Source organism: Salinisphaera orenii subsp. orenii MK-B5 (genome assembly GCF_003788635.1).
Taxonomy (GTDB): Bacteria; Pseudomonadota; Gammaproteobacteria; order Nevskiales; family Salinisphaeraceae; genus Salinisphaera; species Salinisphaera orenii.
This window is the reverse complement of sequence record NZ_AYKH01000034.1, coordinates 89637-113270: the sequence shown is the minus strand read 5'-3', so window position 1 is coordinate 113270 and position 23634 is coordinate 89637. Positions and strand designations below refer to the sequence as shown.

The 23634-nt window shown below is 68.8% G+C and carries 19 protein-coding genes; 12 read left to right on the top strand and 7 right to left on the bottom strand.

The window, feature by feature from the left end; all coding sequences use genetic code 11:
* Positions 1–10: 10 nt before the first annotated feature.
* Both SAOR_RS12665 and SAOR_RS12660 read right to left on the bottom strand, forming a co-directional pair.
* Positions 11–790, bottom strand: a complete 780-nt coding sequence (locus SAOR_RS12665; protein WP_123631755.1) for an SDR family NAD(P)-dependent oxidoreductase — start codon at positions 788–790, stop codon at positions 11–13.
* Positions 791–1196: 406 nt separating this feature from the next.
* Entirely contained in the window at positions 1197–2132 is a 936-nt protein-coding gene (locus tag SAOR_RS12660) for a LysR family transcriptional regulator (RefSeq protein ID WP_123631754.1), read from the bottom strand.
* Positions 2133–2512: 380 nt separating this feature from the next.
* On the opposite strand from SAOR_RS12660, the gene SAOR_RS12655 reads away from it, so the two are divergent.
* Positions 2513–2974: a flavodoxin family protein gene (locus SAOR_RS12655; RefSeq protein WP_123631753.1), complete on the top strand. Its 462-nt coding sequence runs from the start codon at positions 2513–2515 to the stop codon at positions 2972–2974.
* 841 nt (positions 2975–3815) lie between these two features.
* On the opposite strand, the gene SAOR_RS12650 is transcribed toward SAOR_RS12655, so the two are convergent.
* Positions 3816–4292: a hypothetical protein gene (locus tag SAOR_RS12650; protein WP_123631752.1), complete on the bottom strand. Its 477-nt coding sequence runs from the start codon at positions 4290–4292 to the stop codon at positions 3816–3818.
* A gap of 354 nt (positions 4293–4646) precedes the next feature.
* Here SAOR_RS12650 and atzF point away from each other — a divergent pair, with 354 nt between their 5' ends.
* The 9 genes from atzF to SAOR_RS12605 all read left to right on the top strand — a co-directional run bounded on the left by atzF (position 4647) and on the right by SAOR_RS12605 (position 18219).
* The gene (gene atzF, locus SAOR_RS12645) at positions 4647–6479 is read left to right on the top strand and encodes an allophanate hydrolase (protein ID WP_123631751.1); all 1833 of its coding nucleotides are present in this window, start codon (positions 4647–4649) and stop codon (positions 6477–6479) included.
* Positions 6472–10110 carry an urea carboxylase gene (uca, locus tag SAOR_RS12640; RefSeq protein WP_123631750.1) on the top strand — a complete coding sequence of 1213 codons (3639 nt, stop codon included), beginning with the start codon at positions 6472–6474 and terminating at the stop codon, positions 10108–10110. Before atzF ends, uca begins: the two co-directional genes overlap by 8 nt.
* Before the next feature lie 59 nt (positions 10111–10169).
* Positions 10170–10844: an FCD domain-containing protein gene (locus SAOR_RS12635; RefSeq protein ID WP_123631806.1), complete on the top strand. Its 675-nt coding sequence runs from the start codon at positions 10170–10172 to the stop codon at positions 10842–10844.
* Positions 10845–10901: 57 nt separating this feature from the next.
* Positions 10902–12245, top strand: a complete 1344-nt coding sequence (urtA, locus tag SAOR_RS12630; protein WP_123631749.1) for an urea ABC transporter substrate-binding protein — start codon at positions 10902–10904, stop codon at positions 12243–12245.
* A gap of 126 nt (positions 12246–12371) precedes the next feature.
* Complete coding sequence (gene urtB / locus SAOR_RS12625) at positions 12372–14192, top strand: urea ABC transporter permease subunit UrtB (RefSeq protein ID WP_245965472.1); 1821 nt, start codon at positions 12372–12374, stop codon at positions 14190–14192.
* Positions 14192–15316, top strand: a complete 1125-nt coding sequence (urtC, locus tag SAOR_RS12620) for an urea ABC transporter permease subunit UrtC (RefSeq protein ID WP_123631747.1) — start codon at positions 14192–14194, stop codon at positions 15314–15316. The genes urtB and urtC overlap by 1 nt, the downstream gene beginning before the upstream one ends.
* Positions 15313–16146 carry an urea ABC transporter ATP-binding protein UrtD gene (gene urtD / locus SAOR_RS12615; RefSeq protein ID WP_123631746.1) on the top strand — a complete coding sequence of 278 codons (834 nt, stop codon included), beginning with the start codon at positions 15313–15315 and terminating at the stop codon, positions 16144–16146. The genes urtC and urtD overlap by 4 nt, the downstream gene beginning before the upstream one ends.
* Entirely contained in the window at positions 16139–16870 is a 732-nt protein-coding gene (gene urtE, locus SAOR_RS12610) for an urea ABC transporter ATP-binding subunit UrtE (RefSeq protein WP_221177811.1), read from the top strand. Before urtD ends, urtE begins: the two co-directional genes overlap by 8 nt.
* Before the next feature lie 50 nt (positions 16871–16920).
* Positions 16921–18219 carry a lipase family protein gene (locus SAOR_RS12605; protein WP_123631745.1) on the top strand — a complete coding sequence of 433 codons (1299 nt, stop codon included), beginning with the start codon at positions 16921–16923 and terminating at the stop codon, positions 18217–18219.
* Between the two features lie 35 nt (positions 18220–18254).
* On the opposite strand, the gene SAOR_RS12600 is transcribed toward SAOR_RS12605, so the two are convergent.
* Positions 18255–19025: a metallophosphoesterase gene (locus SAOR_RS12600; protein ID WP_123631744.1), complete on the bottom strand. Its 771-nt coding sequence runs from the start codon at positions 19023–19025 to the stop codon at positions 18255–18257.
* A gap of 103 nt (positions 19026–19128) precedes the next feature.
* Here SAOR_RS12600 and SAOR_RS12595 point away from each other — a divergent pair, with 103 nt between their 5' ends.
* Positions 19129–19389, top strand: coding sequence for a DUF7218 family protein (locus SAOR_RS12595; protein ID WP_123631743.1), 261 nt, complete (start codon positions 19129–19131; stop codon positions 19387–19389).
* A 129-nt stretch (positions 19390–19518) separates the two neighbouring features.
* On the opposite strand, the gene SAOR_RS12590 is transcribed toward SAOR_RS12595, so the two are convergent.
* Positions 19519–21105: a GMC family oxidoreductase gene (locus SAOR_RS12590; protein WP_123631742.1), complete on the bottom strand. Its 1587-nt coding sequence runs from the start codon at positions 21103–21105 to the stop codon at positions 19519–19521.
* 10 nt (positions 21106–21115) lie between these two features.
* Positions 21116–21679 carry a tat (twin-arginine translocation) pathway signal sequence gene (locus SAOR_RS12585; protein WP_123631741.1) on the bottom strand — a complete coding sequence of 188 codons (564 nt, stop codon included), beginning with the start codon at positions 21677–21679 and terminating at the stop codon, positions 21116–21118.
* A gap of 181 nt (positions 21680–21860) precedes the next feature.
* Between SAOR_RS12585 and SAOR_RS12580 the strand changes: the two genes are divergently transcribed.
* Entirely contained in the window at positions 21861–22184 is a 324-nt protein-coding gene (locus SAOR_RS12580) for a ribbon-helix-helix domain-containing protein (RefSeq protein ID WP_123590014.1), read from the top strand.
* A 7-nt stretch (positions 22185–22191) separates the two neighbouring features.
* On the opposite strand, the gene SAOR_RS12575 is transcribed toward SAOR_RS12580, so the two are convergent.
* Positions 22192–23619, bottom strand: a complete 1428-nt coding sequence (locus SAOR_RS12575; RefSeq protein WP_123631740.1) for an MATE family efflux transporter — start codon at positions 23617–23619, stop codon at positions 22192–22194.
* Positions 23620–23634: the final 15 nt, after the last annotated feature.

The window sequence follows — 23634 nt, the reverse complement described above, 5'->3', positions numbered from 1 at the left end:
GGAATGCGTCCTAAAGCGAGGATTGCAGATGGCCGCCGTCGACGGCGATGGTCGAGCCGGTCATGTAGCGCCCGGCGTCCGAGGCCAGCAGCAGCAGCGCGCCGACCAGGTCGTCGACGTCGCCGAGGCGCTTCTGCGGAATGCGCTTGATCATCTTCTGCCCCGGCTCGCTCTCGAAGAACTCGCGGTTGAGATCGGTGGCGATATAGCCCGGTGCGATCGCGTTCACGCGGATGCCGTAGCGCGCCCATTCCAGCGCCAGGCTGCGCGTGAGCTGTTCCAGCGCGCCCTTGGACGCCGCATAGGGAGCGACCGCGGCGGCCACGCGGTGGCCCAGAATCGAGCTGATGTTGATCACGCTGCCGGACTTCTCGGCGGCGCGCAGGCGCCGGCCGGTCTCCATGGCGACGCGCCAGCAGCCGTTGAGATTGACCTCGATGGTCTTGAGCCAGTCCGCCTCGGGCATGTCCATGGCGAATCCCGCCATCGCGATGCCGGCGTTGCAGACCGCCACGTCGACAGTGCCGAACTGCGCCTCGGCGGCGTCGAAGCCGGCCGCGACCGAGCCGCTGTCGGCCACGTCCATCGGGATCACGGCCGCCTCGCCGCCCGCAGCTCGGATGCGTTCGGCGACCGCCTCGAGCGGGCCTTCGCGGCGTGCGCACAGCACGGTCCGGGCGCCGGCCGCGGCGAGCGCTTCGGCAAAGCCGGCGCCCAGGCCGCCGCCGGCGCCGGTGATCAGGGCCACGCGGCCAGTGAGATCGAATCGTTCGTTGGGGCTGTCGGTCATGCGTTTCCTCCTCGGATTAAAAATATAGCGAACGCTCGAAATTTACAATCACGAAAGCGCATCCCTGCGACCAAGGTCTCAGACCAACGCTGCCTTCATGCGCTGCCGCCGTCGATCGCTTCCGGACGGCCCGACTGAAAGCGCCCGCACGATGGTTCGGGCATCCGCGATCCGCTGCAGGCGATTGCCTGCCGACGCGTCCCGCGCCCTCGCGTACAGCAGCCGGTCCGACGGCGTCGTGTCGGCGCTACCGCGAACGAAGCCGCGACCGGCCGCCCGGCCCTCATCGGCCTGCCCCACCGCGTATGGCCTCCCATTCGACGTACCGCCGTGCCGCGGCGACCCGGCACGGGCCCGCGCCGCACGCGCGGCCGGCTGCCGCCACAGCCGTCGACCACCGCAGCCGTCAGGCGTGGTGCGGGCCCTGCTGGAGTGCCTCGCGCGCGATGGTGACGATGCGTTCGCGCAACCAGCGGTGGGCAACGTCGTGATGGTCGAGCGCGCCCCAGGCGATGCCGATGTCGAAGGCCGGCAGCTTGAGGGGCGGCTCGAGCACGGCCAAGCCGAGATGCCGGGCCTGGTAGCGGGCGATGCGCGCCGGGAGTGCCACGATCATGTTGCTGTTGGCGACCAGCTCGCGCGGGAGCTGGTAGTGGCGGGTGAGCACGCTGATCCGCCGCGAGCGGCCGGCGTCGGCCAGGACCTCGTCGATCCGGCTCAGACCGACCCCGGTCTGGGTGATCAGGATATGCTTCTCCGACAGGAACGTCTCCAGCGTCAGCTCGCCGCCGGCGGCCAGCAGCGCCGGATGGTCCTTGCGGATGAGACAGGCCATGCGGTCGCTCCACAGGCGCTGCTGGTGGAAGTTCGCCGGCAGCTTGCCGAAGCGGTTGACCAGAAAATCGGCCTCGCCGCGCTCGACCTGGTCGATGGCATCGCTGCCCGCGGAGAGGATATTGAGCGCGATGTTGGGCGCCTCCTCCTCCAGCACCCCGACCACCCGGGGCATCAGCACCGAGGCGGCGTAGTCGGTGATCAGAATGGTGAACAGGCGTTCGGCGGTGGCCGGCTCGAAGGCGCGGTTGGGCGCGATCGCGGCCTCCATCTGGGAGAGCGCGTTGCGCACCGGCCGCCGCAGGGCCTCGGCGCGGGCGGTGGGCTGCATGCCGGACGCCGTGCGCACCAGCACCGGATCGCCCAGCAGCTTGCGCAGCCGCCGCAGGGCATTGCTCATTGCCGGTTGGCTGATGTCCATGGCCAGTGCGGCCTTGGTCACGCTCTTCTCGCGCAGCAGGGCATCGAGGAAGACGAGCAGGTTCAGGTCGATGTCACGGATATTCATGGCCTGAATGATACACAGGCAGCTGCGGCGTTCTCGTTATGGACGACCCGGCCTCGCCATCGCCCTGGCCCCGGGCGGTCGAAGCCTGTCAACGTTTCATGCGACTTCGAGCCAAGCGCTTCCTGAAAATTGATTATGGGCGGCAAGACGCGGCGTCGTGCGCGCCGCGCAGTCACTCTGCGCCAGCGTGCGACAAGTCTGGAGTGCACCCCGGACTTGGTCCGACCTGTTGGGCTGCTCATAACAACCGTGGGCGCGCTGCGACGTTGTCAGTCTCGATCGTGGCGCGCCACGACCGGCGACTCACGCCTTGCCGCACACGATGTGCGTTCGCCAACGCGGCGCTCGTATGACGTGCTGACAGCCCCTAGACTGAGGCCATGAAACGCCTGCTGATCGTCGCCCACGCCCCCTCCCCGAATACCCGCCGCCTGGCCGAGGCCGTGCTGCGCGGGGCGCGCCATCCGGACGTCACCGAGGTCGAGGCCGAGTGGATCGCGCCGCTTGAGGCCGGCGCCGACGACGTGCTGGCAGCGGACGCCGTCGTGCTCGGCACGCCGGAGAACCTCGGGTACATGAGCGGCGCACTCAAGGATTTCTTCGACCGCATCTACTACGAATGCATCGACCACACCGAGGCGCTGCCCTACGCCCTGTACGTGCGCGCCGGCCGCGACGGCACGGGCACGCAACGCGCGGTGGCCAGCATCACCACCGGCCTGCGCTGGAAGGCGGTGTGCGATCCGCTGATCTGCCGCGGCGCCTTCGATGACGCCTTCGAGACCCAGTGCGAGGAGCTGGGGCTGACGCTCGCCGCGGGTCTCGAGGCCGGCATCTTCTAGAATCCGGCGATACGCATCGCGCGGCCACCCGGGCCGTGCTCCGGCCAAGCGGTGGTGCCGGCCCTGGTCGCGACGCGCTCTGGACATCGCCGTCGAGCCGACGCCCAACGGGGCCGATTTCTCTGTCCCGCGGCGCGACACGCCCGCCGCGTGGCCGCATGGACGCTCGACACCCGACTCGTCATCGCCGTCGACGGCGGTGCGATTCGCGCGGCCACGACTGCTGCCCACCGTAGGCCAAATCGTGCGGGCGCAGTCGGCGCCACGGCTCACGCCTTCCGCCGACCGGTATCCGCCGTGCCCGTCGCGCAACGGCGGGCGGTCTACCCCACCTGCCCCGATAGGCGCCGGTTTCAGGTCCCGGAGACCCGCACCGCGCGACAAGCGGCGATATCGCCAACACGCCTCACGGGTTGGCGAGGCGGGGCCGGGGCTGCGACATGCACGTCGTGCTCGCCCCACGCGGCGACATCGTCCGGCCACGGCGCCTGTCGTCCGGGCCCATATCGCGTGCGCCAAGAGCCCGGCGGTCGGGCCGCCCGAGCCGGGCGCGGCCAACACGTCATGCGAGCCCGCGCCCGGCACTTTGGGACGGCAGAACGAGGCGTCGTGCGCACCGCGCCCTCACCTCGGCACCCGCACGCGACAACGCGGGGTGGCCGCACCTTGTGAATTTCATGGGCGCTCATGTCTTCCGGATCGGCCCCCATGAACCATTCTTCTTGTCCCCCTGCGCCGTCGCACAGCTCGATCGCGGCGCGCGGCGATCGATAGCTCGGGCCTTGAAGGACGCGACGTACGGCAGCCCACAAGACGCTCGCCCGGCGTTCGCCTAGCGTTTTCAGGAGCGTTGATCACCGTCGCCACGCGTCGGCGGCGCCGAGTCGGGCGACGGATCGATGGCGTCGAACACGACCTGGGCGGCGTGGCGGGACTGCTGCCAGGCCCGGTTCATCCGCCGCTCCATGCGCGGGGTACGCGCGGCCCAGTCGCGCAGATAACGCGCCAGCACGTTGCCGATCCAGGCCCGTTCGACGAGCAGGACCAGCCCCGGCTCTTGCGCGAGGCCGGTTAGGGCACCGAACACCGAGGCGGGCATGCGATCGAGCTGAAGCTCGTAGCGACGCATCAGGACGTTCGGCTCGGCGTCATCGGCCCAGATCGAGGGCGCCGGCGCAAGCGCGGCCATGCGCGCGTCGTAGCCGGCCCGGTTGAGACCGGCCGCTTCGGGTTCGCCGACCAACAGGCGCCGACCGGTCGCGGGGCGTTCGCGATCGTGCCAACAGGCGATTTCAATTTTCAGAGTGGGCGTTTCCACGCGACATATCGCCTCGCGGCGTCGTTGAGTGCGCCATTGAAGAGATATATCGGCCAGTCGCCGCGGAGTTGCAATACCCGCGATACATCCGGCCGTTTCCGGTACACGTTTCCGGCCGCCAGAGGGCGCATCGACCGGCGTGGCCCGACGCTCCGGGCTCGTCTCGGGCGGCGGCGTCGCCCGGGCCCGCGCGCCGCACCCTCGTGAGGCATCTGCACCACGAGAACGCAGCCGATGCCACCCGAGGCCGCACGACAGGGCCCACAGCGGGGCCGGATCGACGTTCTTTGGCTTTGAGATCGATGTGGCACAGCGCTTGCTTCAGTCGTTGTATACATCCTCGTATGCAGACCGATGCCGCCACTCACCGTTGAACACTGGCTCGCCGACTACCGCAGCGGTGACGCGACGCCCGAGACACACCTGACGGCACTGCGCCGTGCCATCGCGGCCGACGACAGCGCCTGGATATGCGTCGCGGACGAGAGCCATCTGGCGGGCCAGCTCGCCGCGTTGGGCGAGCGCCTGGCCGCCGTCGACGGCGATATCGATCGCCTGCCGCTCTACGGCGTGCCGTTCGCGGTCAAGGACAACATCGATGTCGCCGGCCTGCCGACGACCGCCGGCTGCCCGGCCTTCGCCTACACCCCGGAAACCAGCGCCCACGCGGTCACCTGCCTGCAGGCGGCCGGGGCCGTGCTGATCGGCAAGACCAACCTCGACCAGTTCGCCACCGGCCTCGTGGGCACGCGCTCGCCCTTCGGCGCAGTGCCCAACGCCTTCGACGAGCGCATGATCAGCGGCGGCTCCAGTTCGGGCTCGGCGGTGGTCGTGGCCCTCGGCCAGGTGCCCTTCGCGCTCGGCACCGATACCGCCGGATCGGGGCGGGTGCCGGCGGGCTTCAACAACATCGTCGGCCTCAAGGCCACCTGCGGCGCGATCAGCACCCGCGGCGTGGTGCCCGCCTGCCGGACGCTGGACTGCGTGTCGCTGTTCACGCTCACGGTCGACGACGCGGACCGCGTCGCCGACGTGCTGATCGACTTCGATCCCGCCGACGCCTATGCCCGACCGCGCCCCGCGCCGGCGGCCGCGGTACCGGGGACGACGACACACTGGCGGCTTGGCGTGCCGGATTCGCCGGAATTCTTCGGCGATGCGCGCGCACAGAAAGCCTTCGAAGCCGCCGTCGCCGACTGGCGCGCGCTCGGCGCCGAGATCGTGACGATCGACTATGCGCCGTTCGCCGAGGCCGCCGCCCTGCTCTACCAGGGGCCGTGGATCGCCGAGCGCTACGCCGCGGTCGGCGAATTCATCGACACCCACCCGGCCGACGCGGACCCCGCCGTCGCCGAGATCATTTCCGCGGGCCGCGCACCCCGCGCGGTCGATGCGTTTCGCGCCGAATACCGCCTCGCCGAGCTGCGGCGCGCGGCCGACGCGGCGTTCGCGCCGATCGACGCCCTGATCGTGCCGACGGCACCGACGATATACAGCCAGGCCGAGATCGCGGCCGAGCCGATCGAACGCAACAGCCGCCTCGGCACCTACACCAATTTCGTGAACCTGCTCGACTGCTGCGCGCTCGCCCTGCCCGGCGGCTTTCGCGACGACGGCCTGCCGGCCGGCATCACCCTGATCGCCCCGGCCTGGCAGGACGCGCGTCTCGCCGCGCTCGGCCGCGACTGGCAGAACCACCGGCGCTGGCCGCTGGGCAACAGCGACCGGCCCGCCGACGCGATTCCGAACGTCGCGTCGCCGGAACCGCCGCCGGATCACATCCGGCTCGCGGTGGTCGGCGCGCACCTGCGGGGCATGCCGCTGAACGGGCAGCTCACCGAACGCGACGCGCGGTTCGTGGAACAGACCACGACCGCGCCTGAATACCGACTGCTCGCGCTTGCCGGCACCACGCCGCCCAAACCGGGCCTGATCCGCGAACCCGCCGGCGGCGGCGCCGCGATCGAGGTCGAGCTGTGGGACGTGCCGGTGACGGCCTTCGGCTCGTTCGTCGCCCTCATCTCGGCGCCGCTGGGCATCGGCACGCTGACGCTGGCCGACGGGCGCGAGGTCAAGAGTTTCATCTGTGAGGGCTGGGCCGCCGACACCGCGCGCGACGTGACCGAATACGGCGGCTGGCGCGCCTATATCGCAGACCAGCAAGCAAAGGCGAACGACCATGGCTGAACTCGACACCGTCCTCATCGCCAACCGCGGCGAGATCGCCGTACGCAGCGCGCGCACCCTCAAGGCGATGGGCATTCGCAGCGTCGCGGTCTATGCCGACAGCGACCGCGACAGCACCCATCTGGACGCCGCTGACGTGGCCATCGCGCTCGGCGGCGATACCGCGGCCGAAAGCTATCTGAACGTGGACGCGGTGCTGAAAGCCGCACGCGAATCCGGCGCGCAGGCGATCCTGCCCGGCTACGGCTTTCTTTCCGAGAACGCCGACTTCGCCCGCGCCTGCGAGGCTGCCGGCATCGCCTTTGCCGGGCCGACGCCCGAGCAGATCGAACAGTTCGGCCTCAAGCACACGGCGCGCGAGCTCGCCGAGGCCGCCGGCGTGCCGCTGGCTCCCGGGACCGGCCTGCTCGACAGCCTTGACGACGCGAAGACCGCGGCAGCCGAACTCGGCTATCCAGTCATGCTGAAGTCCACCGCCGGCGGCGGCGGCATCGGGCTGTCGCGCTGCAACGACGAAGCCGAGCTGGAAGCCGCCTTCGACAAGGTCGCGCGCCTCGGCCAGAACTATTTCTCCGACGACGGCGTGTTTCTCGAGCGCTTCATTGAGAAGGCGCGCCACGTGGAGGTCCAGATCTTCGGCGACGGCCGCGGTACGGTCGTCGCCCTCGGCGAGCGTGATTGTTCGCTGCAGCGGCGCAACCAGAAAGTCGTCGAGGAAACGCCGGCGCCGCATCTGCCCGCGGCCACCCGCGACGCCATGATGGCGGCCGCGGTGAGTCTGGGCGAGTCGGTGAACTACCGCTCCGCCGGCACCGTGGAATACATCTACGACGGCGCGCGCGACGAGTTCTATTTTCTGGAGGTCAACACGCGCCTGCAGGTGGAGCATCCGATCACCGAGGCCGCAACCGGCGTGGACCTGGTCGAATGGATGGTGCAGACCGCGGCCGGCACGCCGCCCGATCTCGCCGCTTTCGAGGCGAACCCGCAGGGGGCGGCCTTCGAGGTGCGCCTGTATGCCGAACAGCCGGCGCTCGATTTCGCGCCCTCACCCGGCGTGCTCACCGAAGTCGTGTTCCCCGATCATGTCCGGGTCGATACCTGGGTGGCCGCCGGCACCGAGGTGTCGTCGCACTTCGATCCGATGATCGCCAAGCTGATCGTGCACGGCGACACCCGCGACGAAGCGCTCGCGCGGCTGGCCAACGCGCTCGACGCCACGCGGCTGTCCGGTATCGCCACCAATCTCGACTATCTGCGCCAAATCGTGGCCGACGAACGATTCGCCGCCGGCGAGGTATCGACCGCCTTCCTGGGCGACTTCGCCTACGCGCCGCCGGTGCTGGAGATCGTCAAGCCCGGTACCTACACCACGATCCAGGATTATCCCGGGCGCACCGGCTACTGGCATATCGGCGTGCCGCCCTCCGGGCCGATGGACGACTATGCCTTTCGCCTGGCCAATGCGATCGTCGGCAACGACCAGTCCGCGGGCGGGATCGAGTGCACCATTCTCGGGCCGACGATACGTTTTCATACCGATGCGGTGATCGCCCTCACGGGCGCGACCACCCCGGCCACGCTCGACGACGCCCCGATCGACTTCTGGGCGCCGGTCGAAGCCAAGGCCGGCCAGACGCTGGTCGTCGGCAAGGCCGAGGCCGGCTGTCGCAGCTATCTGGCGGTACTCGGCGGTGTCGACGTGCCCGACTATCTGGGCAGCAAGTCGACCTTCGCGCTCGGCCAGTTCGGCGGCCATGCCGGCCGACCGCTGCGCGCGACCGACATGCTCGCGATCTGCGATGCTTCCAGACCCAACGCGCCCACGCCGGCGCCCACCCGCGAGCCGCAGGCCGCGCCCGCCGCGCTCGTGCCGGACTATCCCACGCACTGGGAGATCGGCGTGCTCTACGGCCCGCACGGCGCGCCCGATTTCTTCACGCAGGATTCGATCGAGGCCTTCTTCGCCACCGACTGGGAAGTCCACTACAACTCCAATCGTCTCGGCATCCGCCTGAACGGGCCCAAGCCCACCTTCGCCCGCGAGGACGGCGGCGAGGCCGGGCTGCACCCCTCCAACATCCACGACACCGAGTACGCGGTCGGCTCCATCAACTTCACCGGCGACATGCCGGTGATCCTGACCCGCGACGGCCCGTCCCTGGGCGGCTTCGTGTGCCCGGTCACCATCGCTGCGGCCGAACTGTGGAAGGTCGGCCAGGTTTCGCCGGGCGACACCATCCGCTTCGTGGCGCTCGGCTTCGACGAAGCCACCGCCCGCCAGCACGAGCAGGACGCCGCCTGCGACGCACTCGCCGTGGCCGACACGCGCGAGACGCTGCCCATTCCGGCGCCCGCGGACACCGTGTCGCCCTGCGTGCTCGCCGAGCGGCCCGCCGCGGGCAGCCGCCCGGCGGTGGCCTATCGCCAGGCCGGCGATCGCTACATCCTGATCGAATACGGGCCCAACGAACTCGATCTGCGTTTTCGCCTGCGCGTATACCTGCTCATGCAGGCACTGGAGAAGCACCCGGTTGAGGGCATTCTCGAACTCTCGCCCGGCGTGCGCTCGCTGCAGGTCAACTACGACGGCCGGGTGATCCATCAGGCCGATCTCGTCGACGCGCTGGTCGCCCTCGAGGCGGATCTGCCCGAAGTCGACGACCTGAAACTGCCCACCCGCGTGCTGCATCTGCCGCTGGCCTTCGAGGACAGCGCCACGCTCGACGCGGTGGACCGCTATCGCCAGTCCGTGCGCGACACCGCGCCCTGGCTGCCCAACAACGTCGACTTCATCCAGCGCATCAACGGTCTGGACACGCGCGAGCAGGTACGCGAGACGATCCTGTCGGCCAGCTACATGGTGCTGGGCCTGGGCGATGTCTATCTCGGCGCGCCCTGCGCGGTACCGATCGACCCGCGCCATCGCCTGGTCACGTCGAAGTACAACCCGGCACGTACCTACACCGCCGAGGGCACGGTCGGCATCGGCGGCGTCTATATGTGCATCTACGGCATGGACTCGCCGGGCGGCTATCAGCTGGTCGGGCGTACCCTGCCGATCTGGAACAAGTTCGGGCATAACGAACAGTTCGCGCCGGGCGAGCCCTGGCTGCTGCGCTTCTTCGACCAGGTGCGCTACTACCCGGTAGACGAAGACACGCTCACCGACATGCGCGCGGACTTCCGGGCCGGCCGGCTGCACGCTGAGATTACCGAAGAGGTCTTCGATTTCGCCGAGTACCGGCAGTTTCTCGACGCCAACGCCGACGACATTGCCGCGTTTCGCGAACGCCAGAGCGCGGCCTTCGCGAAGGAAGTCGAACACTGGCAGGCCCAGGCCGACGCCGAACCCGAGGCCGAGGCCGGCCCCGCCGCCGCGCCAATCGAGGACACGGTCGCAGGCGAAGCCGTGAGCGCGGACGTGTCCGGCAACGTCTGGAAGCTGCACGTCGCCGAGGGCGACCGCGTGGCCGCGGGCGACACCCTGCTCGTCGTCGAGGCGATGAAGATGGAGTTCGCGGTCGACGCCCCGGCCGCCGGCGTGATCCGCGCCCTGCGCTGCAGCGAGGGCACGCTGGTCTCGGCCGGCGACGCGCTGCTGGTGATCGCAGACGAGGCGGCCGCGTGAGCACGCCGGCCACCCGCAACACGGCTGCGGCCAAACCCGCTGCGTCGGGCCGGCCCCGGATGCCGCTGGCCGATCGCGTGCACGACCGGCTCAAGGCGGACATCTTCGATTTCCGGCTGATGCCGGGCGACCGACTCTCGGAGAACGAGATCGCCGCACGGGTGGGCGCCAGCCGCACGCCGGTGCGAGAAGCCCTGTTCCGCCTGCAGCGCGAGGGCTATGTCGAAACGCCGGCCGGCGGCGGCTGGCAGGTGCGGCGCTTCGACTTCGCCCGTTTCGACGAACTCTACGAGGTTCGTGTGGTGATCGAGAGCGCCGCCGTGCGTCGCCTCTGCGCGCGCGCCGAGCGGCCCGCCGCATTGGCCGAGCTTGAGGCCGTCTGGCAGGTGCCCACGGCCCGGCGCACCACCGACAGCACGCGGGCCTGGCATCTGGACGAACAGTTTCACGCCGGCCTGGTCGCCGCCGCCGGCAACGACGAGATGGCCCGTATGCACCGCGACGTGACCGAACGCATCCGCGTGATCCGCCGGCTGGACTTCACCGTCTCGGCACGCATTGCCGCCACCTACGACGAGCATGCCGCGATTCTCGCGGCACTCGCCGACCGGCGCGCGGCCGCCGCGCAGCGCCTGCTGGCGGCGCATATCGAAGCCAGCCGACGCGAAGTTCGAAAGATCACGCTCGAAGGGCTCTATGAGGCGCGGGCCGCGCTGGCGGATACGCCGGCCTGACGCGTGACAACACACGAAATCATCCGCCACCACCCGTCACATCAGGGGGACATCACGATGAAGAACTGGACGAAACACACGCTCATCACGCGCTGGATCGCACCGGCGCTGCTGGCTGCCGGCGGTCTGGGTTCGGCCCACGCCGCCGACGCCAACGCCAACGCCGATGTCGAATGCCCGATCAAGGTCGGCGTGCTGCACTCGCTGTCCGGGACCATGGCCATCAGCGAGTCCACGCTCAAGGACACCGCGTTGATGCTCATCAAGCAGCAGAACGAGAAGGGGGGCCTGCTGGGCTGCGATCTCGAACCGGTGGTCGTGGACCCCGCATCCGACTGGCCGCTGTTCGCCGAGAAGGCGCGCCAGCTGCTGGCCCAGGAGAAGGTCGACGTGGTCTTCGGCACCTGGACGTCGGTCTCGCGCAAGTCCGTGCTGCCGGTGTTCGAGGAATTGAACGGGCTGCTGTTCTACCCGGTGCAGTACGAGGGCGAGGAATCCTCGCGCAACATCGTCTACACGGGCGCGGCGCCCAATCAGCAGGCGATCCCGGCCGTGAACTACCTGATGAATCAGGTGGGCATCGAACGCTGGGTGCTGCTGGGTACCGACTATGTCTATCCGCGCACGACCAACAAGATCCTCGAGCAGTATCTGAAGGATCAGGGCGTGGCCGACTCGGACATCATGGTCAACTACACGCCGTTCGGCCATTCGGACTGGCAGAGCATCGTCTCACGGGTGAAGGCCTTCGGCTCGATGGGCAAGCCGACCGCCGTGGTCTCGACCATCAATGGCGACGCCAATGTGCCCTTCTACAAGGAATTGGCCAACCAGCAGATCTCGGCCGCGGACATTCCGGTCGTGGCGTTCTCCGTGGGCGAACAGGAACTCTCGGGCATCGATACCGATCCGCTGCTCGGCCATCTGGCGGCCTGGAACTACTTCCAGAGCATCGATACGCCGGCCAACGAACGGTTCATCGAGAACTGGCACGAGTACACCGGCGACGACGACCGCGTGACCAACGACCCGATGGAAGCCACCTATATCGGCTTCAACCTCTGGGTGAAGGCGGTCAAGAAGGCGGGTACCACGGATGTGGATACGGTGATCGACACGCTGCCGGGCCTGAAGGTCGACAACCTCACCGGTGGCACCGCCGAGCTGCTGCCCAATCACCACATCACCAAGCCGGTCTACATCGGCGAGATCACCGACAACGGCCAGTTCTCGGTGGTCTGGGAGACCGACGAGGAAATCCCGGGCGACGCATGGTCGGATTTCCTGCCGGACAGCAAGAAGCTCAAGGCCGACTGGGTCGAGCTCGACTGCGGTCACTACAACACCGAAACCGAGGAATGCAGTGGACAGATGAGCGACATGGCCGAGGACGAGGAATAACGGCCCGCACGGCCTGACCTCGATCCACAGAGGCGACACCGGGCCCGAGCGGGTCCGGTGTCTTTCACAGCCAAAACCGAGTCCATCATGCGGACATGCACACCACGGGGAACAACGGCCGCCGCCGTGCTGGCGCTGCTTGCAGTGCTCGCGCTCGCGCCGTGCGCCCTGGCGCAGAACAACGGCCAGAACGAAGGCCAGAACACCGATTCGAACGCGAGCGAGGCAACGCCGGCCACGTCCGAATCCCCCGCGCCCGCCAATGACGCGACGGTCGAAAGCGGCCGCGACGCCCAGGCGAGCGACGAACCCGGCGATACCGCCGAGGCGCAAGCCGGCGCCGATGGCGAATCCGAGCCCGGAGCCGACACCGGTGAAGACGAGGACAGCACCGAGTACGCAGCGACAATCGCCGAGCTCGCCGACGCCAGCTATCCAGAGAAACGCGACATCCTGAACCGCCTGGTCGCGAATCCGAACGCGCACACCCCGGAACTGCTCACCGCCTTCGCGGACAACCGGCTCGTCGTGCGCGAATCCGATCAACGGGTCTTCGTCGCCGCCGAGGAGCGCGACGAAACCTATGTGCTGCGCGACCCGATCACCTTCGAGGCCGCCGGCAAAGCCGCCACCCGCGACTTCGAGCCGGTGCGCACCAACGTCGGCCTGCGCGGCAGCATCGAGTCCGGCCAGGCCCAACTTCGCCTGCAGGCCGAGGACGCCGAGACGCGTCTGGCCGCGGTCGAGACCATGACCGAAAAACTCGACGACGCGGCCGCCGACGCCCTGCGCGCGCACCGCCCGGAGGAAAACGACGACGCCGTGCTCGAGGCGATCGACCGGGCGCTGGCGATCAACGATCTCAACACCGGCGACAACGCCGCCAAGCTCGCGGCCGTCGAACGGCTGTCGGGCGATTTCAACCAGATGGTCTACAACCGTCTGAACAACATCCTACTGCTCATTCCCGAGGACACCGAAGACCGCGACCAGGCGCAACTGCGGGCCGCGGTCGCCGCCGAGGTCGAGCGCATCGACTGGTGGCGCGGCGTCTACGACCAGCTCGAGACGCTGTTCTTCGGCCTGAGCCTGGGCTCGATCCTGGTGCTCGCGGGCATTGGCCTGGCGATCACCTTCGGCGTAATGGGTGTGATCAACATGGCCCACGGCGAGCTGATCATGCTCGGCGCCTACACCGCGTTTGTCATGCAGCAGCTGCTGCCCGGCCACGTCGGGCTGGCGCTGGTGCTGGCGGTCCCCGCTGCGTTCGTGGTCTCCGGGCTGGTCGGCATCCTCATCGAACGCTCGATCGTGCAGTGGCTCTACGGCCGCCCGCTGGAGACGCTGCTGGCGACCTTCGGCGTCAGCCTGTTCCTGCAGCAGCTCGTGCGCACCGTGTTCACGCCGCTCAACCGCTCGGTGTCCGCGCCGGAGTGGATGAGCGGCCAGCTCCACTTCAACGACATGTTCGCGCTCACCGAAAACCGGCTGGTGATCGTCGCCTTCTCGCTGGCCGTGTTCGCGGCGCTGATCCTCGTGATGAACCGCACCTCGCTGGGCCTGAAGGTACGCGCGGTCAGCCAGAACCGCGACATGGCACGGGCGATGGGCATCCGTACCCAGCGCCTGGACGCGCTGACGTTCGGCCTGGGCTCGGGCGTGGCCGGCATCGCCGGCGTGGCCCTCTCGCAGCTGACCAACGTCGGCCCCAACCTAGGTCAGGCCTACATCATCGACTCGTTCATGGTCGTGGTCTTCGGCGGCGTCGGCAATCTCTGGGGCACGCTCGTGGGCGGCCTATCGCTGGGCGTGCTCACCAAATTCCTGGAGCCGCACACCGGCGCGGTGCTGGCCAAGATCCTGATGCTGATATTCCTGATCCTGTTCATCCAGCAGCGACCGCGCGGGCTGTTCCCGCAGAAAGGCCGCGCGGCGGAGGGCTCGTGATGCGTCATTCCAATCACGGCCCCGTACTCACGCGCATGCTCGGCGATACCGGCAGCCTGATCTTCGTGGTCGTGCTGATCGCGCTGACGGTGGCGGTCCCGCTGTGCAACGTCTACCTGCCCGAGGCCAGCGCCCTGCACGTGACCGACTATACGGTCGCGCTGATCGGCAAATATCTCACCTACGCCCTGCTCGCGGTCGCCATCGACCTGATCTGGGGCTACTGCGGCATCCTCAGCCTCGGCCATACCGCGTTCTTCGGCCTCGGCGGCTATGCCATGGGCATGTACCTGATGCGCCAGATCGGGGACCGAGGCGTCTACGGCAACCCGGTGCTGCCGGATTTCATGGTCTTTCTCGACTGGGAGCATCTGCCCTGGTACTGGCACGGGATGGATCTCTTTCCCTTCGCCATGGCCATGGTCGTACTCGTGCCGGGTCTGCTGGCGCTCGTCTTCGGCTGGCTGGCGTTTCGTTCCCGGGTGACCGGCGTGTATTTCGCCATCATCACCCAGGCGATGACCTATGCCCTGATGCTGGCCTTCTTTCGCAACGAGATGGGCTTCGGCGGCAACAACGGCCTGACCGACTTCAAGGATATCCTGGGCTACGAGCTGTCGGCCGACGGCATCCGCAACGCCCTATTCGTGGCCTCCGGCGTCGGTCTGCTGCTCGGTTTCCTGATCGCCCGCTTCATCGTCACCTCGCGGCTCGGGCGTGTGCTCGAGGCGATCCGCGACGCCGAGAGCCGCACCCGCTTCACCGGCTACCGCGTGGCGTACTACAAGCTGTGGATCTTCACCGTCTCGGCGATGCTCGCCGGCGTCGCCGGCGCGCTCTACGTGCCGCAGGTCGGCATCATCAATCCCAGCGAGTTCTCGCCCATCGCCTCGATCGAGGCCGTGGTCTGGGTCGCCGTCGGCGGGCGCGGTACGCTCTACGGCGCCGCGCTCGGCGCGGGCGCGGTCAACTTCGCCAAGACCTGGCTGACCGGCGCCTACCCGGAGATCTGGCCCTATGCGCTGGGCATCCTGTTCGTGGCCGTCACTCTGTTTCTGCCCAAGGGCATCGTCGGCCTGGTGTCGCAACTACGCCGGCGGATGCGCCGAAAGGAGCCGTCATGAAAACACCGGCCCTGCTGGAAAGCTTTTCCGATCGCTCGCGGGTGTTCGACTTCGTCAATCGCCCGGCCGCGGGGGCGAAGCCGGACGTGCGCCACGGCACCATCCTCTACGTCGAGGACATCACCGTGTCCTTCGACGGCTTCAAGGCACTGGACGCGCTCACGCTCTACGTCGACGCCGGCGAGCTGCGCTGCATCATCGGCCCCAACGGCGCCGGCAAGACCACGATGATGGACGTGATCACCGGCAAGACCCGCCCCGACGCCGGACGCGCCTGGTTCGGCCAGAACATCAACCTGCTCAGCCTCGACGAGCCGGGCGTCGCCCAGGCCGGCATCGGCCGCAAGTTCCAGAAGCCCACCGTGTTCGAGCGTCATACCGTGCACGAGAACCTGGAACTGGCGATGGCCGGAGCGCGCGGCGTCTGGCCGGTGCTGCTGGCGCGATTGTCCGGCGAACAGGCCGCGCATATCGACGAGACGCTCGAGCTCGTCGGCCTGGCCGAGCGCCGGCACGACGCCGCCGGCAGCCTGTCCCACGGCCAGAAACAGTGGCTGGAGATCGGCATGCTGCTCATGCAGGAGCCCGAGCTGCTGCTCATCGACGAACCGGTCGCGGGCATGACGCCCCAGGAGGTCGAACGCACCGCCGATCTGCTCACCCGTCTGGCCGGCAAACGCTCGGTGGTGGTCGTCGAGCACGACATGGAATTCGTGCGCTCGATCGCGCGCACCGTGACCGTGCTGCACGAGGGCCGGGTGCTGGCCGAAGGGCCCATGGACACCATCCAGAACGACCCGCGCGTCGTGGAGGTCTATCTCGGTGAATGATGCCGCAACCACGCCCGACCGCCGGGCCGCGAGCCTGACCCTGCGCGGGCTCGACCAATACTACGGCGGCAGCCATATCCTCTGGAACGTCGACATGACCGTCACGCCCGGGCGCATCAGCTGCCTGATGGGCCGCAACGGCATGGGCAAGACCACCCTGCTCAAGTGCGTGATGGGGCTCGTGCACGCCAGGGGCGAGGTCCGGCTCGACGACACCGACCTGCTGCGGCTGCCGGCCGACCGGCGCGCCCGCCTGGGCGTGGGCTACGTGCCCCAGGGGCGCGAGATCTTTCCGCAGCTGACGGTTGCCGAGAATCTGCAGCTCGGCGTGCACGTGCGTGCGGATCGCTCGGCGAACGCCCTCGAACGCGTCTACGAGCTGTTTCCCGTGCTCAAGGAGATGCGCAACCGCCGCGGCGGCGACCTGTCCGGCGGCCAGCAGCAGCAGCTGGCGATCGGGCGCGTGCTGGTGTTCGAGCCGCGCCTGCTGATCCTCGACGAACCCTGCGAAGGCATTCAGCCGAACATCGTCGCCCAGATCGGCGACACGCTGGAACGACTCAACCGTGAGGACGGCCTCACCGTGCTGCTGGTCGAGCAGAAACTGCCCTTCGCCCGGCGCGTGGCCGACGAGTTCCGCATTCTCGAGAACGGCCGGCTCGTCGCCGAGGGCGAGATCGACGCCCTCACCGACGACCTGGTGCAGAAACATCTGAGCGTATAGTCTCGGCGATCGCGCCGCCGCGGTCGCGGCGGCCTGAATGGGAGTCGCGATTGCGTTGGCCCGCCGCCGGTCTGCTGTTGTCCCTGGCCTTGGTCCTGGCCCAGGTCGCCGGCTGCGCCGGGCGGCCGCCCGCCGTCGGCGCGGCGATGCCGCCGGAGGCCGTCGCAGCCGGCGCCGCGGCCTATCCGGCACCGGCCGCCCCGTTCGCCGAGCCCGACGACGATCCGTTCCACGCCCGTGGCCTGCCGGCCGAACTGGCCGCGACCCCGCCGGGCATGATCCTGCGCTACCGGCCGATCGCGCCACAGGCCTACTACTTCTTCGACGTCGACGCACGCGCCTGGCAGGTGGCCTACCGCAGCACGAACTCCCACGGCCGCCCCCAAATCAACGTGGCCACGGTGCTGATCCCCGCGGATCCCGAACCGCGGCTGTTGTCCTACCAGGTGGCCTACGATGCGCTCACGCGTCGCTGCGCGCCCTCCCGCGAGATCCTGTCCGGCTCGATGGTCGAACACGGGCTGATGAACAAGGCGCTCAGCCGCGGCTGGATCGTCGTGCTGCCGGACTACGAGGGCCCGGAGGCCCAGTTCCTGGCCGGGCCCAACGCCGGCCACGGCGTGCTCGACGGCATCCGCGCGGCGCGGGCGTTGCTGGCCGACACGCCGATCGACGCGCAGGCGCCGGTCGCGCTCTGGGGCTATTCGGGCGGCGCCTTCGCCAGTCTCTGGGCGGCCGAGCTGGCCGCCGACTACGCGCCGGAGCTGCCGATCGCGGGCGTGGCTGCCGGCGGCCCGCCGGCCGATCTCGTCGGCACCGCACGGCATATCGACGGCGGCCTGTTCGCCGGCCTGTACTTCGCGGCCGTGATCGGGCTGAGCCGGGCCCATGAGGAGATCGACGTCGATGCGCTGCTCAACGCGCACGGCCGGGCGATGTTCGCGGATCTGGCCGAGAGCTGCGTCGGCCAGGAGCTGGCCTGGGTGAAGGACCCGCTGCTGTCGGGCTACAGCTTCGACACCTTCGCGGAATACACCACCGTCGACGAACCGCTCGAGCAGCCGGCGCTGGCGCGGGTCGCCGCCGCCAACACGCTCGGTCAGCGCGGCTTCGACGCGCCGCTGCTCTATTATCACGCCCGGTTCGATCAGGTGACGCCCCGCGCGGACGCCCTCGCCCTGGCGCTGCGCTACTGCCGCGCGGGTGTGCCGGTGCGCTTCGATCTCGCCTTCGGCGAGCACATCAGTGCCGCGGTCACGCACGCCGGCGCGGCGGTCGCCTGGCTGGACGAACGCTTCGCCGGCCGCCCGCCGCCCAGCGACTGCGCCTCGCTCACCGGCGGCGAATGACGCGCCGCATCGACGCTACGCATCAGCCGGGCGCATCAGCCCGGCGTGCCGACGTGCCGCCAGTCGTGTTCGCAGTCCTCCAGATCCGCGGCCAGCGACCAGACGCGGCCATCGGCGGCCAGCTCGGCCAGCGTCAGGCGGCGCCCCATGAAGGCGCCGGTATCGATCCAGCGCGTGTTGGCCGAGGCGATCGGGGCCGGCATCGGGGTATGGCCGAGGAACACCACGGCCGCGCCGGTCACCTCGACCCCGCCGCGGCCGGTCTCGATCCGGCGGGCGCTCTCGCGATCCCAGACCATGGCCACCCGATCGTCCTCGCGCAGCGTACCCGCGGCGAGCCCGGCCCGCAGCGCCGGCCAGTCCCGGCCGGGCAGATCGCCGTGCACGAGTACCGCGCAGCCGCCGCTCGGCAGCGCGACCTCGATCGCATGCGGCAGCGCCGCGACCCGGCGCGTCAACGCCGCCCGGCTCGCCGCATCCAGAGCATCGAACCAGCCGCCGCCGTTCATGCGCCAGAGCGAGGCCGCCTCGCCGCCCTCGGCGACCGCGTCCAGAAGCATGTCCTCGTGATTGCCGCGGATCGCATGAAACCAGGGCCGGTCGAGATATTCCCCGGCGCGCTCGCTGTCCGGCCCGCGATCGACGAGATCGCCGACCGAGAAGAGCCGATCGCGCGTCGCATCGAAGCCGATGCGCGCCAGCAGCGCGTCGAGCATGTAGAAACAGCCGTGGATGTCGCCCACGACATAGTCCCGCCCCCTCTCGTTGGCGGCGTGGATCTGGAGATCCGGGTCGGCCGCAGTCATGCGCGCGCCCTCGCCCGGCCGTGGGATTGCCTAGGTAGTTTCACGAGTTCCCCGTTGCGGACGGCCCGCCACAATGAAGGCCAGTGGAACATTGGAGCATGACATGAGCGACAGCCGGGACGATAACCGCCGGATCAAGGATCCGGAGCAGTACGACGCCCTCCGCGAAGAAGGCATGAGCAAGGAAAAGGCCGCGCGCATCGCCAATACCGACCGCGAAGCCGCCGGTCAGAAGGGCGGGCGGCATCCCGAATACGAGGACTGGTCGGTCGATGCGCTCTACGAGAAGGCGCAGCAGATCGGCATCGGCCAGCGCTCGGAAATGAGCAAGGACGAACTCATCCGCGCCCTGCGCGAACACTGAACGAGCCGGGCCGGAGCAGCAGCTGCCCGGCCACGCAGCACGGCCGGGCCTCGACGTACCGGGCCACGGTTTGGTTCGAGCGGATGATGCTGGGGCGTGGTCATCGCCCGTCCATCACCCGCCGGCTAGCTAGATCGCCCGTGCGCGCATTCGTTCCGCGATGTAATCGGCCTGGCGTATCGCCAGCGTGACGATGGTCAACGTCGGATTCTCGGCCGCGCTGGTCGTGAACTGGCTGCCGTCGGAGATAAACAGATTGGCCAGTTCGTGGCTCTGTCCGTGGCCGTTGCAGACGCCGTCCGCGGCGCGCTCGCTCATACGGCAGGTTCCGAGATTGTGCGTCGACGGATACGGCGGCGTCCGGTAGGTGCGGGTCGCACCCGCCGCCTCGTAGATCGCCGCGCCCCGGGTGTAGGCGTGCTCGCGCATGGCGACGTCGTTGGCGTGATCGGTGTAGTGGACGTTGGCGACGGGCAGACCGAAAGCGTCCCTGGCCTCGCTGCTGAGCGTGACCCGATTGTCGGCCTGCGGCATGTCCTCGCCCACCAGCCACATCCCGGCCATGTGGCGATACTGCTCCATGGCCTCGGTGAAACCGCGGCCCCAGCCGCCCGGGTTGAAGAACGCCGCCATGAACGGCAGACCGAGGGAGATCGTTTCCATCTCGTAGCCGCCGACGAACCCACGCTTCGGATCGTGACGCGCCTCGTCCTGGACGATGCCGGCCATGGTCGTGCCCTTGTACATCTCCACCGGCTTGTCGAACACGCCCCAGACGGTGCCGGTGGTATGGCGCATGTAGTTGCGCCCGACCTGATCCGAACCGTTGGCCAGACCGTTGGGGAATCGTGACGACTCGGAATTGAGCAGCAGCCGGGGCGTCTCGATCGAATTGCCGGCCACCGCGGCTACCCGCGCGGCCTGACGCCGCTCGCGGCCGTCGGCATCGAAGTAGACGACGCCGGTCACGCGGTCGTTGTCGTCGTGTTCGATGCGCGCGACGTGTACGCGGGTACGCAGCTCGACCCGGCCGGTCTGCAGTGCGGCCGGAATTTCGGTGTATAGCGTCGACCACTTCGCGGCATAGCGACAGCCCTGGAAGCAGAAGCCGCGCTGCATGCAGTGATTCCGGCCGTCCTTGTTGACGCTGTTGATCGCCATGCGACCGGTGTGGCAGGTCTCATAACCGAGGCGTGTCGCCCCGGCATGCATGACCTTGAAGTTGTTGTTCGCCGGCAGGCCCGGCAGGCCGTTGGTCCGTGTAACGTTGAGCTTCTTCTCGGCGGTGTCGTAGTAGGACGCGAGATCGTCGGCAGACAGCGGCCAGTCGCGCAGCGTGGCGCCCGCCAGATCGCCGTACGTGCTGCGGGCGCGGAACTCGTGCGGCTCGATGCGCAGGCTGGCGCCGGCCCAGTGCACCGTGGTGCCACCGACGGCCTTGCAGATCCAGGCCGGCAGATTGGGAAAATCGCGCGCCACCCGCCAGTCGCCCGTGGTCGTGCGGGTGTCGGTCCAGGCGAGCTGACTGAACGACGGCCATTCGTCGGCGATGAATTCGTCGGTGGTGTGCAGCCCGCCCGCCTCGAGAAGCACCACGTCCACACCTTTCTGCGCGAGCTCGTTGGCCAGCGTGCCGCCGCCCGCACCCGAGCCGATCACCACCACGACGCCGTCGTCGTCCGCGGCGAAAGTCGTTCGGTTGTCGTACATATCCATGCTCGCCTCCTCAGGCCGTTTCGGGGACGGGGCCGCTGGCCCCGTCCGGCGGATCGGGCAGCCAGTGCAGATCGTTGAATCCGCGATGGATATAGCCCGGATCACCCTTCCTGCCGGGATAGCCGAAATGGGCGAAGGCCATGTCGTTGTCGTAGAGCGACACGACCGCCGTGCTGTGGACCTTGGCGAAGAACGGCGTGGCCTCCATCGCCTGGACCTGAACGAACTGCTCGGCCGCGCTGCGCGACAGCCACTCGCCGCCCGAGGCCTCGTCGAGCCGACGGACGGCGTCGGTCAGCATGCGGCGAGTCGTCGGGTCCTCGGCCGCGCCGGCATCGAGATCCTTGACGACCAGTGCATAGACCGCGTCGTCCAGGCGATCATGCGGAAAGACGTGCCGGGTGAACTGCAGCACGGTCGCCGCCTGATGGGCGTCGAGGGCCTCGAGTTCCAGCGCCCAGCTCGTCGACGGCGCGATCAGTGCCAGCACGCCGCTGGTGGATGCCAGCGTCCCCGTGAGCACGGCCCCGCCGGCGCGCAGAAACGCGCGCCGCGATACGGCATGATCGGACATGGTGTGATCTCCTCGGCGTCCACGGCGGACTCAAGTCCGTCTCTTTGTCTCGACTTCGAGGCTAGCGCGGGCGACCCGGGCGGTGGTAACACCCGCCTACTACATTGCCGACGACCGGCGCGAGCGTTAGTTTCAGACCGCTAACGATCAAATTGCGGACAAAACGCAATCCGGAGGAGACATGTGCCATATCTACGCATCGGCGGACCCGGCGCGCTATCGCAGCACCACCCGCTCGATCCGTCTGCACGGCTGCGTGACCAGCGTCCGGTTGGAACACGAGTTCTGGCGGATTCTCGAGGCGCTGGCCGGCCAGCAGGGCTATTCCGTATCCGAATTCATCGGCGAGCTCTACAGTGAAATCGTCTCCGAGCGCGGCGAGGTCGCGAATCTCGCCTCGATGCTGCGTGTCGTCTGTGCGATCCATCTCGGTCGCTGCGATGCCGGCGGCGACGCGCGCCCGGCCCAGGTGACACCCGCCAACGCAGACATCGAGACCGCCTGAAAGCCGGTCAGCGCAGTGTCGTGTTTGTCAGCGTTCCGGGCCTATAGCGGGCGGCGGCGCGTTCGGGGTCATCCGCCTCGATGACCTGGCGTCGCTTCCAGGTCCCGCGGGCGAACCAGATCGCGGCGATCGCCGCGGTCAGCACGTTCTGCACCGGATAGGCGATCCAGATGCCCAGCGCTCCCAGCCCGGTGCGCTCGGACAACAGCCAGGCCAGCGGAAACTGCAGCATCCAGAGCGAGATCAGGGCGATGGCCATCGCCACGAGGGTGTTGCCCGAGCCGCGGAAACCGCCAGTGATCACGATCTGGGCGCCGATCAGACCATAGGCCAGCGCGGTGAAGCGCACGAACGTCGCGCCCTCCGCGATCACCGCGGGCGCGTTCGGCACGAACACCGCCACGATCGCCTCCGCCCAGATGAAGGCCAGCACCCCGAAGGCGGACAAGGTGACCAGGGCCACGACCGCACTCAGCCAGGTGGTGCGTTCGGCGCGCGCGATCTTGCCCGCGCCGATGTTCTGGCCGACGAGCGCCGAGGTCGCCTGCGACAGACCCAGCGCCGGGATGATGACGAAGCTGAGCATGCGCGTGCCGATGCCGTAGGCGGCCAGCGTCACGGTGCCGAAGCCGGAGACCAGAATGGTCATGAGCATCAGTCCCAGCGCGCGTGTGGACTGCTCCACCGCCGACGGCGCGCCGAGCTTGAACAGACGCCACAGCAGCCGCGGATCCGGACGCAGATGCCGCGCGCGCAGGGCGATGCCGTAGCGGCCCGAGAACAGCATCCACAGCCCCACCACCGCCGCCAGCCCCTGGGTGACCACCGTGGCCAGCGCCGCGCCGGAGACGCCGAGCGCCGGCATCGGTCCCCAGCCGAGGATGAACAGCGGGTCGAGAAAGAAATTGAGCACCACCGTGCCGGTGACGATGTAGAGCGGCGTGGCGGCGTCGCCCACGCCGCGCATCAGCGACTGGAAGATGACATAGGCGAACAGGAACGGCAGACCGACGAACGAGACCCGCATGTAGGCCGTGGCCATGGGCAGCACCTCGGCGTCGGCGCCGAGAAACGCCGCCAGCCGCGCTGCGATGAATACCCCGGCCACGGCCAGCACCAGCGACAGCGCGATGACGCCGACCAGCGCCTGGGCCGCGACCCGGTTGACCTGGACGGTGTCACCGCGGCCGCTGTACTGGGACACGAGGATGGTGCCGGCGATCGCCAGGCCCAGGCCGAGCGAGATGAGAAAGAAGATCACCGGAAAGCTCAGCGAGACCGCGGCCACCGCGGCCGCACCCAGCCGGCCGACCCAGAAGGTGTCGATCAGCTGGTAGGCGGTCTGGAGCAGATTGGCGAACACGATCGGCACGGCCAGGCGCACCAGAGCGCTGACGATCGGTCCCTCGGTGAGATTGCGCACGACCCGGCTCATGCGCCGGCCGCCTCC

Excerpts from the sequence above, each read along its gene's own strand:
- SAOR_RS12575 (WP_123631740.1), bottom strand. The coding sequence starts at position 23,619 with ATGAGCCGGGTCGTGCGCAATCTCACCGAGGGACCGATCGTCAGCGCT.
- SAOR_RS12595 (WP_123631743.1), top strand. The coding sequence starts at position 19,129 with ATGAGCGACAGCCGGGACGATAACCGCCGGATCAAGGATCCGGAGCAG.
- urtC (WP_123631747.1), top strand. The coding sequence starts at position 14,192 with ATGCGTCATTCCAATCACGGCCCCGTACTCACGCGCATGCTCGGCGAT.
- SAOR_RS12635 (WP_123631806.1), top strand. The coding sequence starts at position 10,170 with ATGCCGCTGGCCGATCGCGTGCACGACCGGCTCAAGGCGGACATCTTC.
- SAOR_RS12665 (WP_123631755.1), bottom strand. The coding sequence starts at position 790 with ATGACCGACAGCCCCAACGAACGATTCGATCTCACTGGCCGCGTGGCC.
- SAOR_RS12655 (WP_123631753.1), top strand. The coding sequence starts at position 2,513 with ATGAAACGCCTGCTGATCGTCGCCCACGCCCCCTCCCCGAATACCCGC.
- SAOR_RS12590 (WP_123631742.1), bottom strand. The coding sequence starts at position 21,105 with ATGGATATGTACGACAACCGAACGACTTTCGCCGCGGACGACGACGGC.
- SAOR_RS12585 (WP_123631741.1), bottom strand. The coding sequence starts at position 21,679 with ATGTCCGATCATGCCGTATCGCGGCGCGCGTTTCTGCGCGCCGGCGGG.
- SAOR_RS12600 (WP_123631744.1), bottom strand. The coding sequence starts at position 19,025 with ATGACTGCGGCCGACCCGGATCTCCAGATCCACGCCGCCAACGAGAGG.
- SAOR_RS12660 (WP_123631754.1), bottom strand. The coding sequence starts at position 2,132 with ATGAATATCCGTGACATCGACCTGAACCTGCTCGTCTTCCTCGATGCC.
- urtD (WP_123631746.1), top strand. The coding sequence starts at position 15,313 with ATGAAAACACCGGCCCTGCTGGAAAGCTTTTCCGATCGCTCGCGGGTG.
- urtA (WP_123631749.1), top strand. The coding sequence starts at position 10,902 with ATGAAGAACTGGACGAAACACACGCTCATCACGCGCTGGATCGCACCG.
- atzF (WP_123631751.1), top strand. The coding sequence starts at position 4,647 with ATGCCGCCACTCACCGTTGAACACTGGCTCGCCGACTACCGCAGCGGT.
- SAOR_RS12580 (WP_123590014.1), top strand. The coding sequence starts at position 21,861 with ATGTGCCATATCTACGCATCGGCGGACCCGGCGCGCTATCGCAGCACC.
- uca (WP_123631750.1), top strand. The coding sequence starts at position 6,472 with ATGGCTGAACTCGACACCGTCCTCATCGCCAACCGCGGCGAGATCGCC.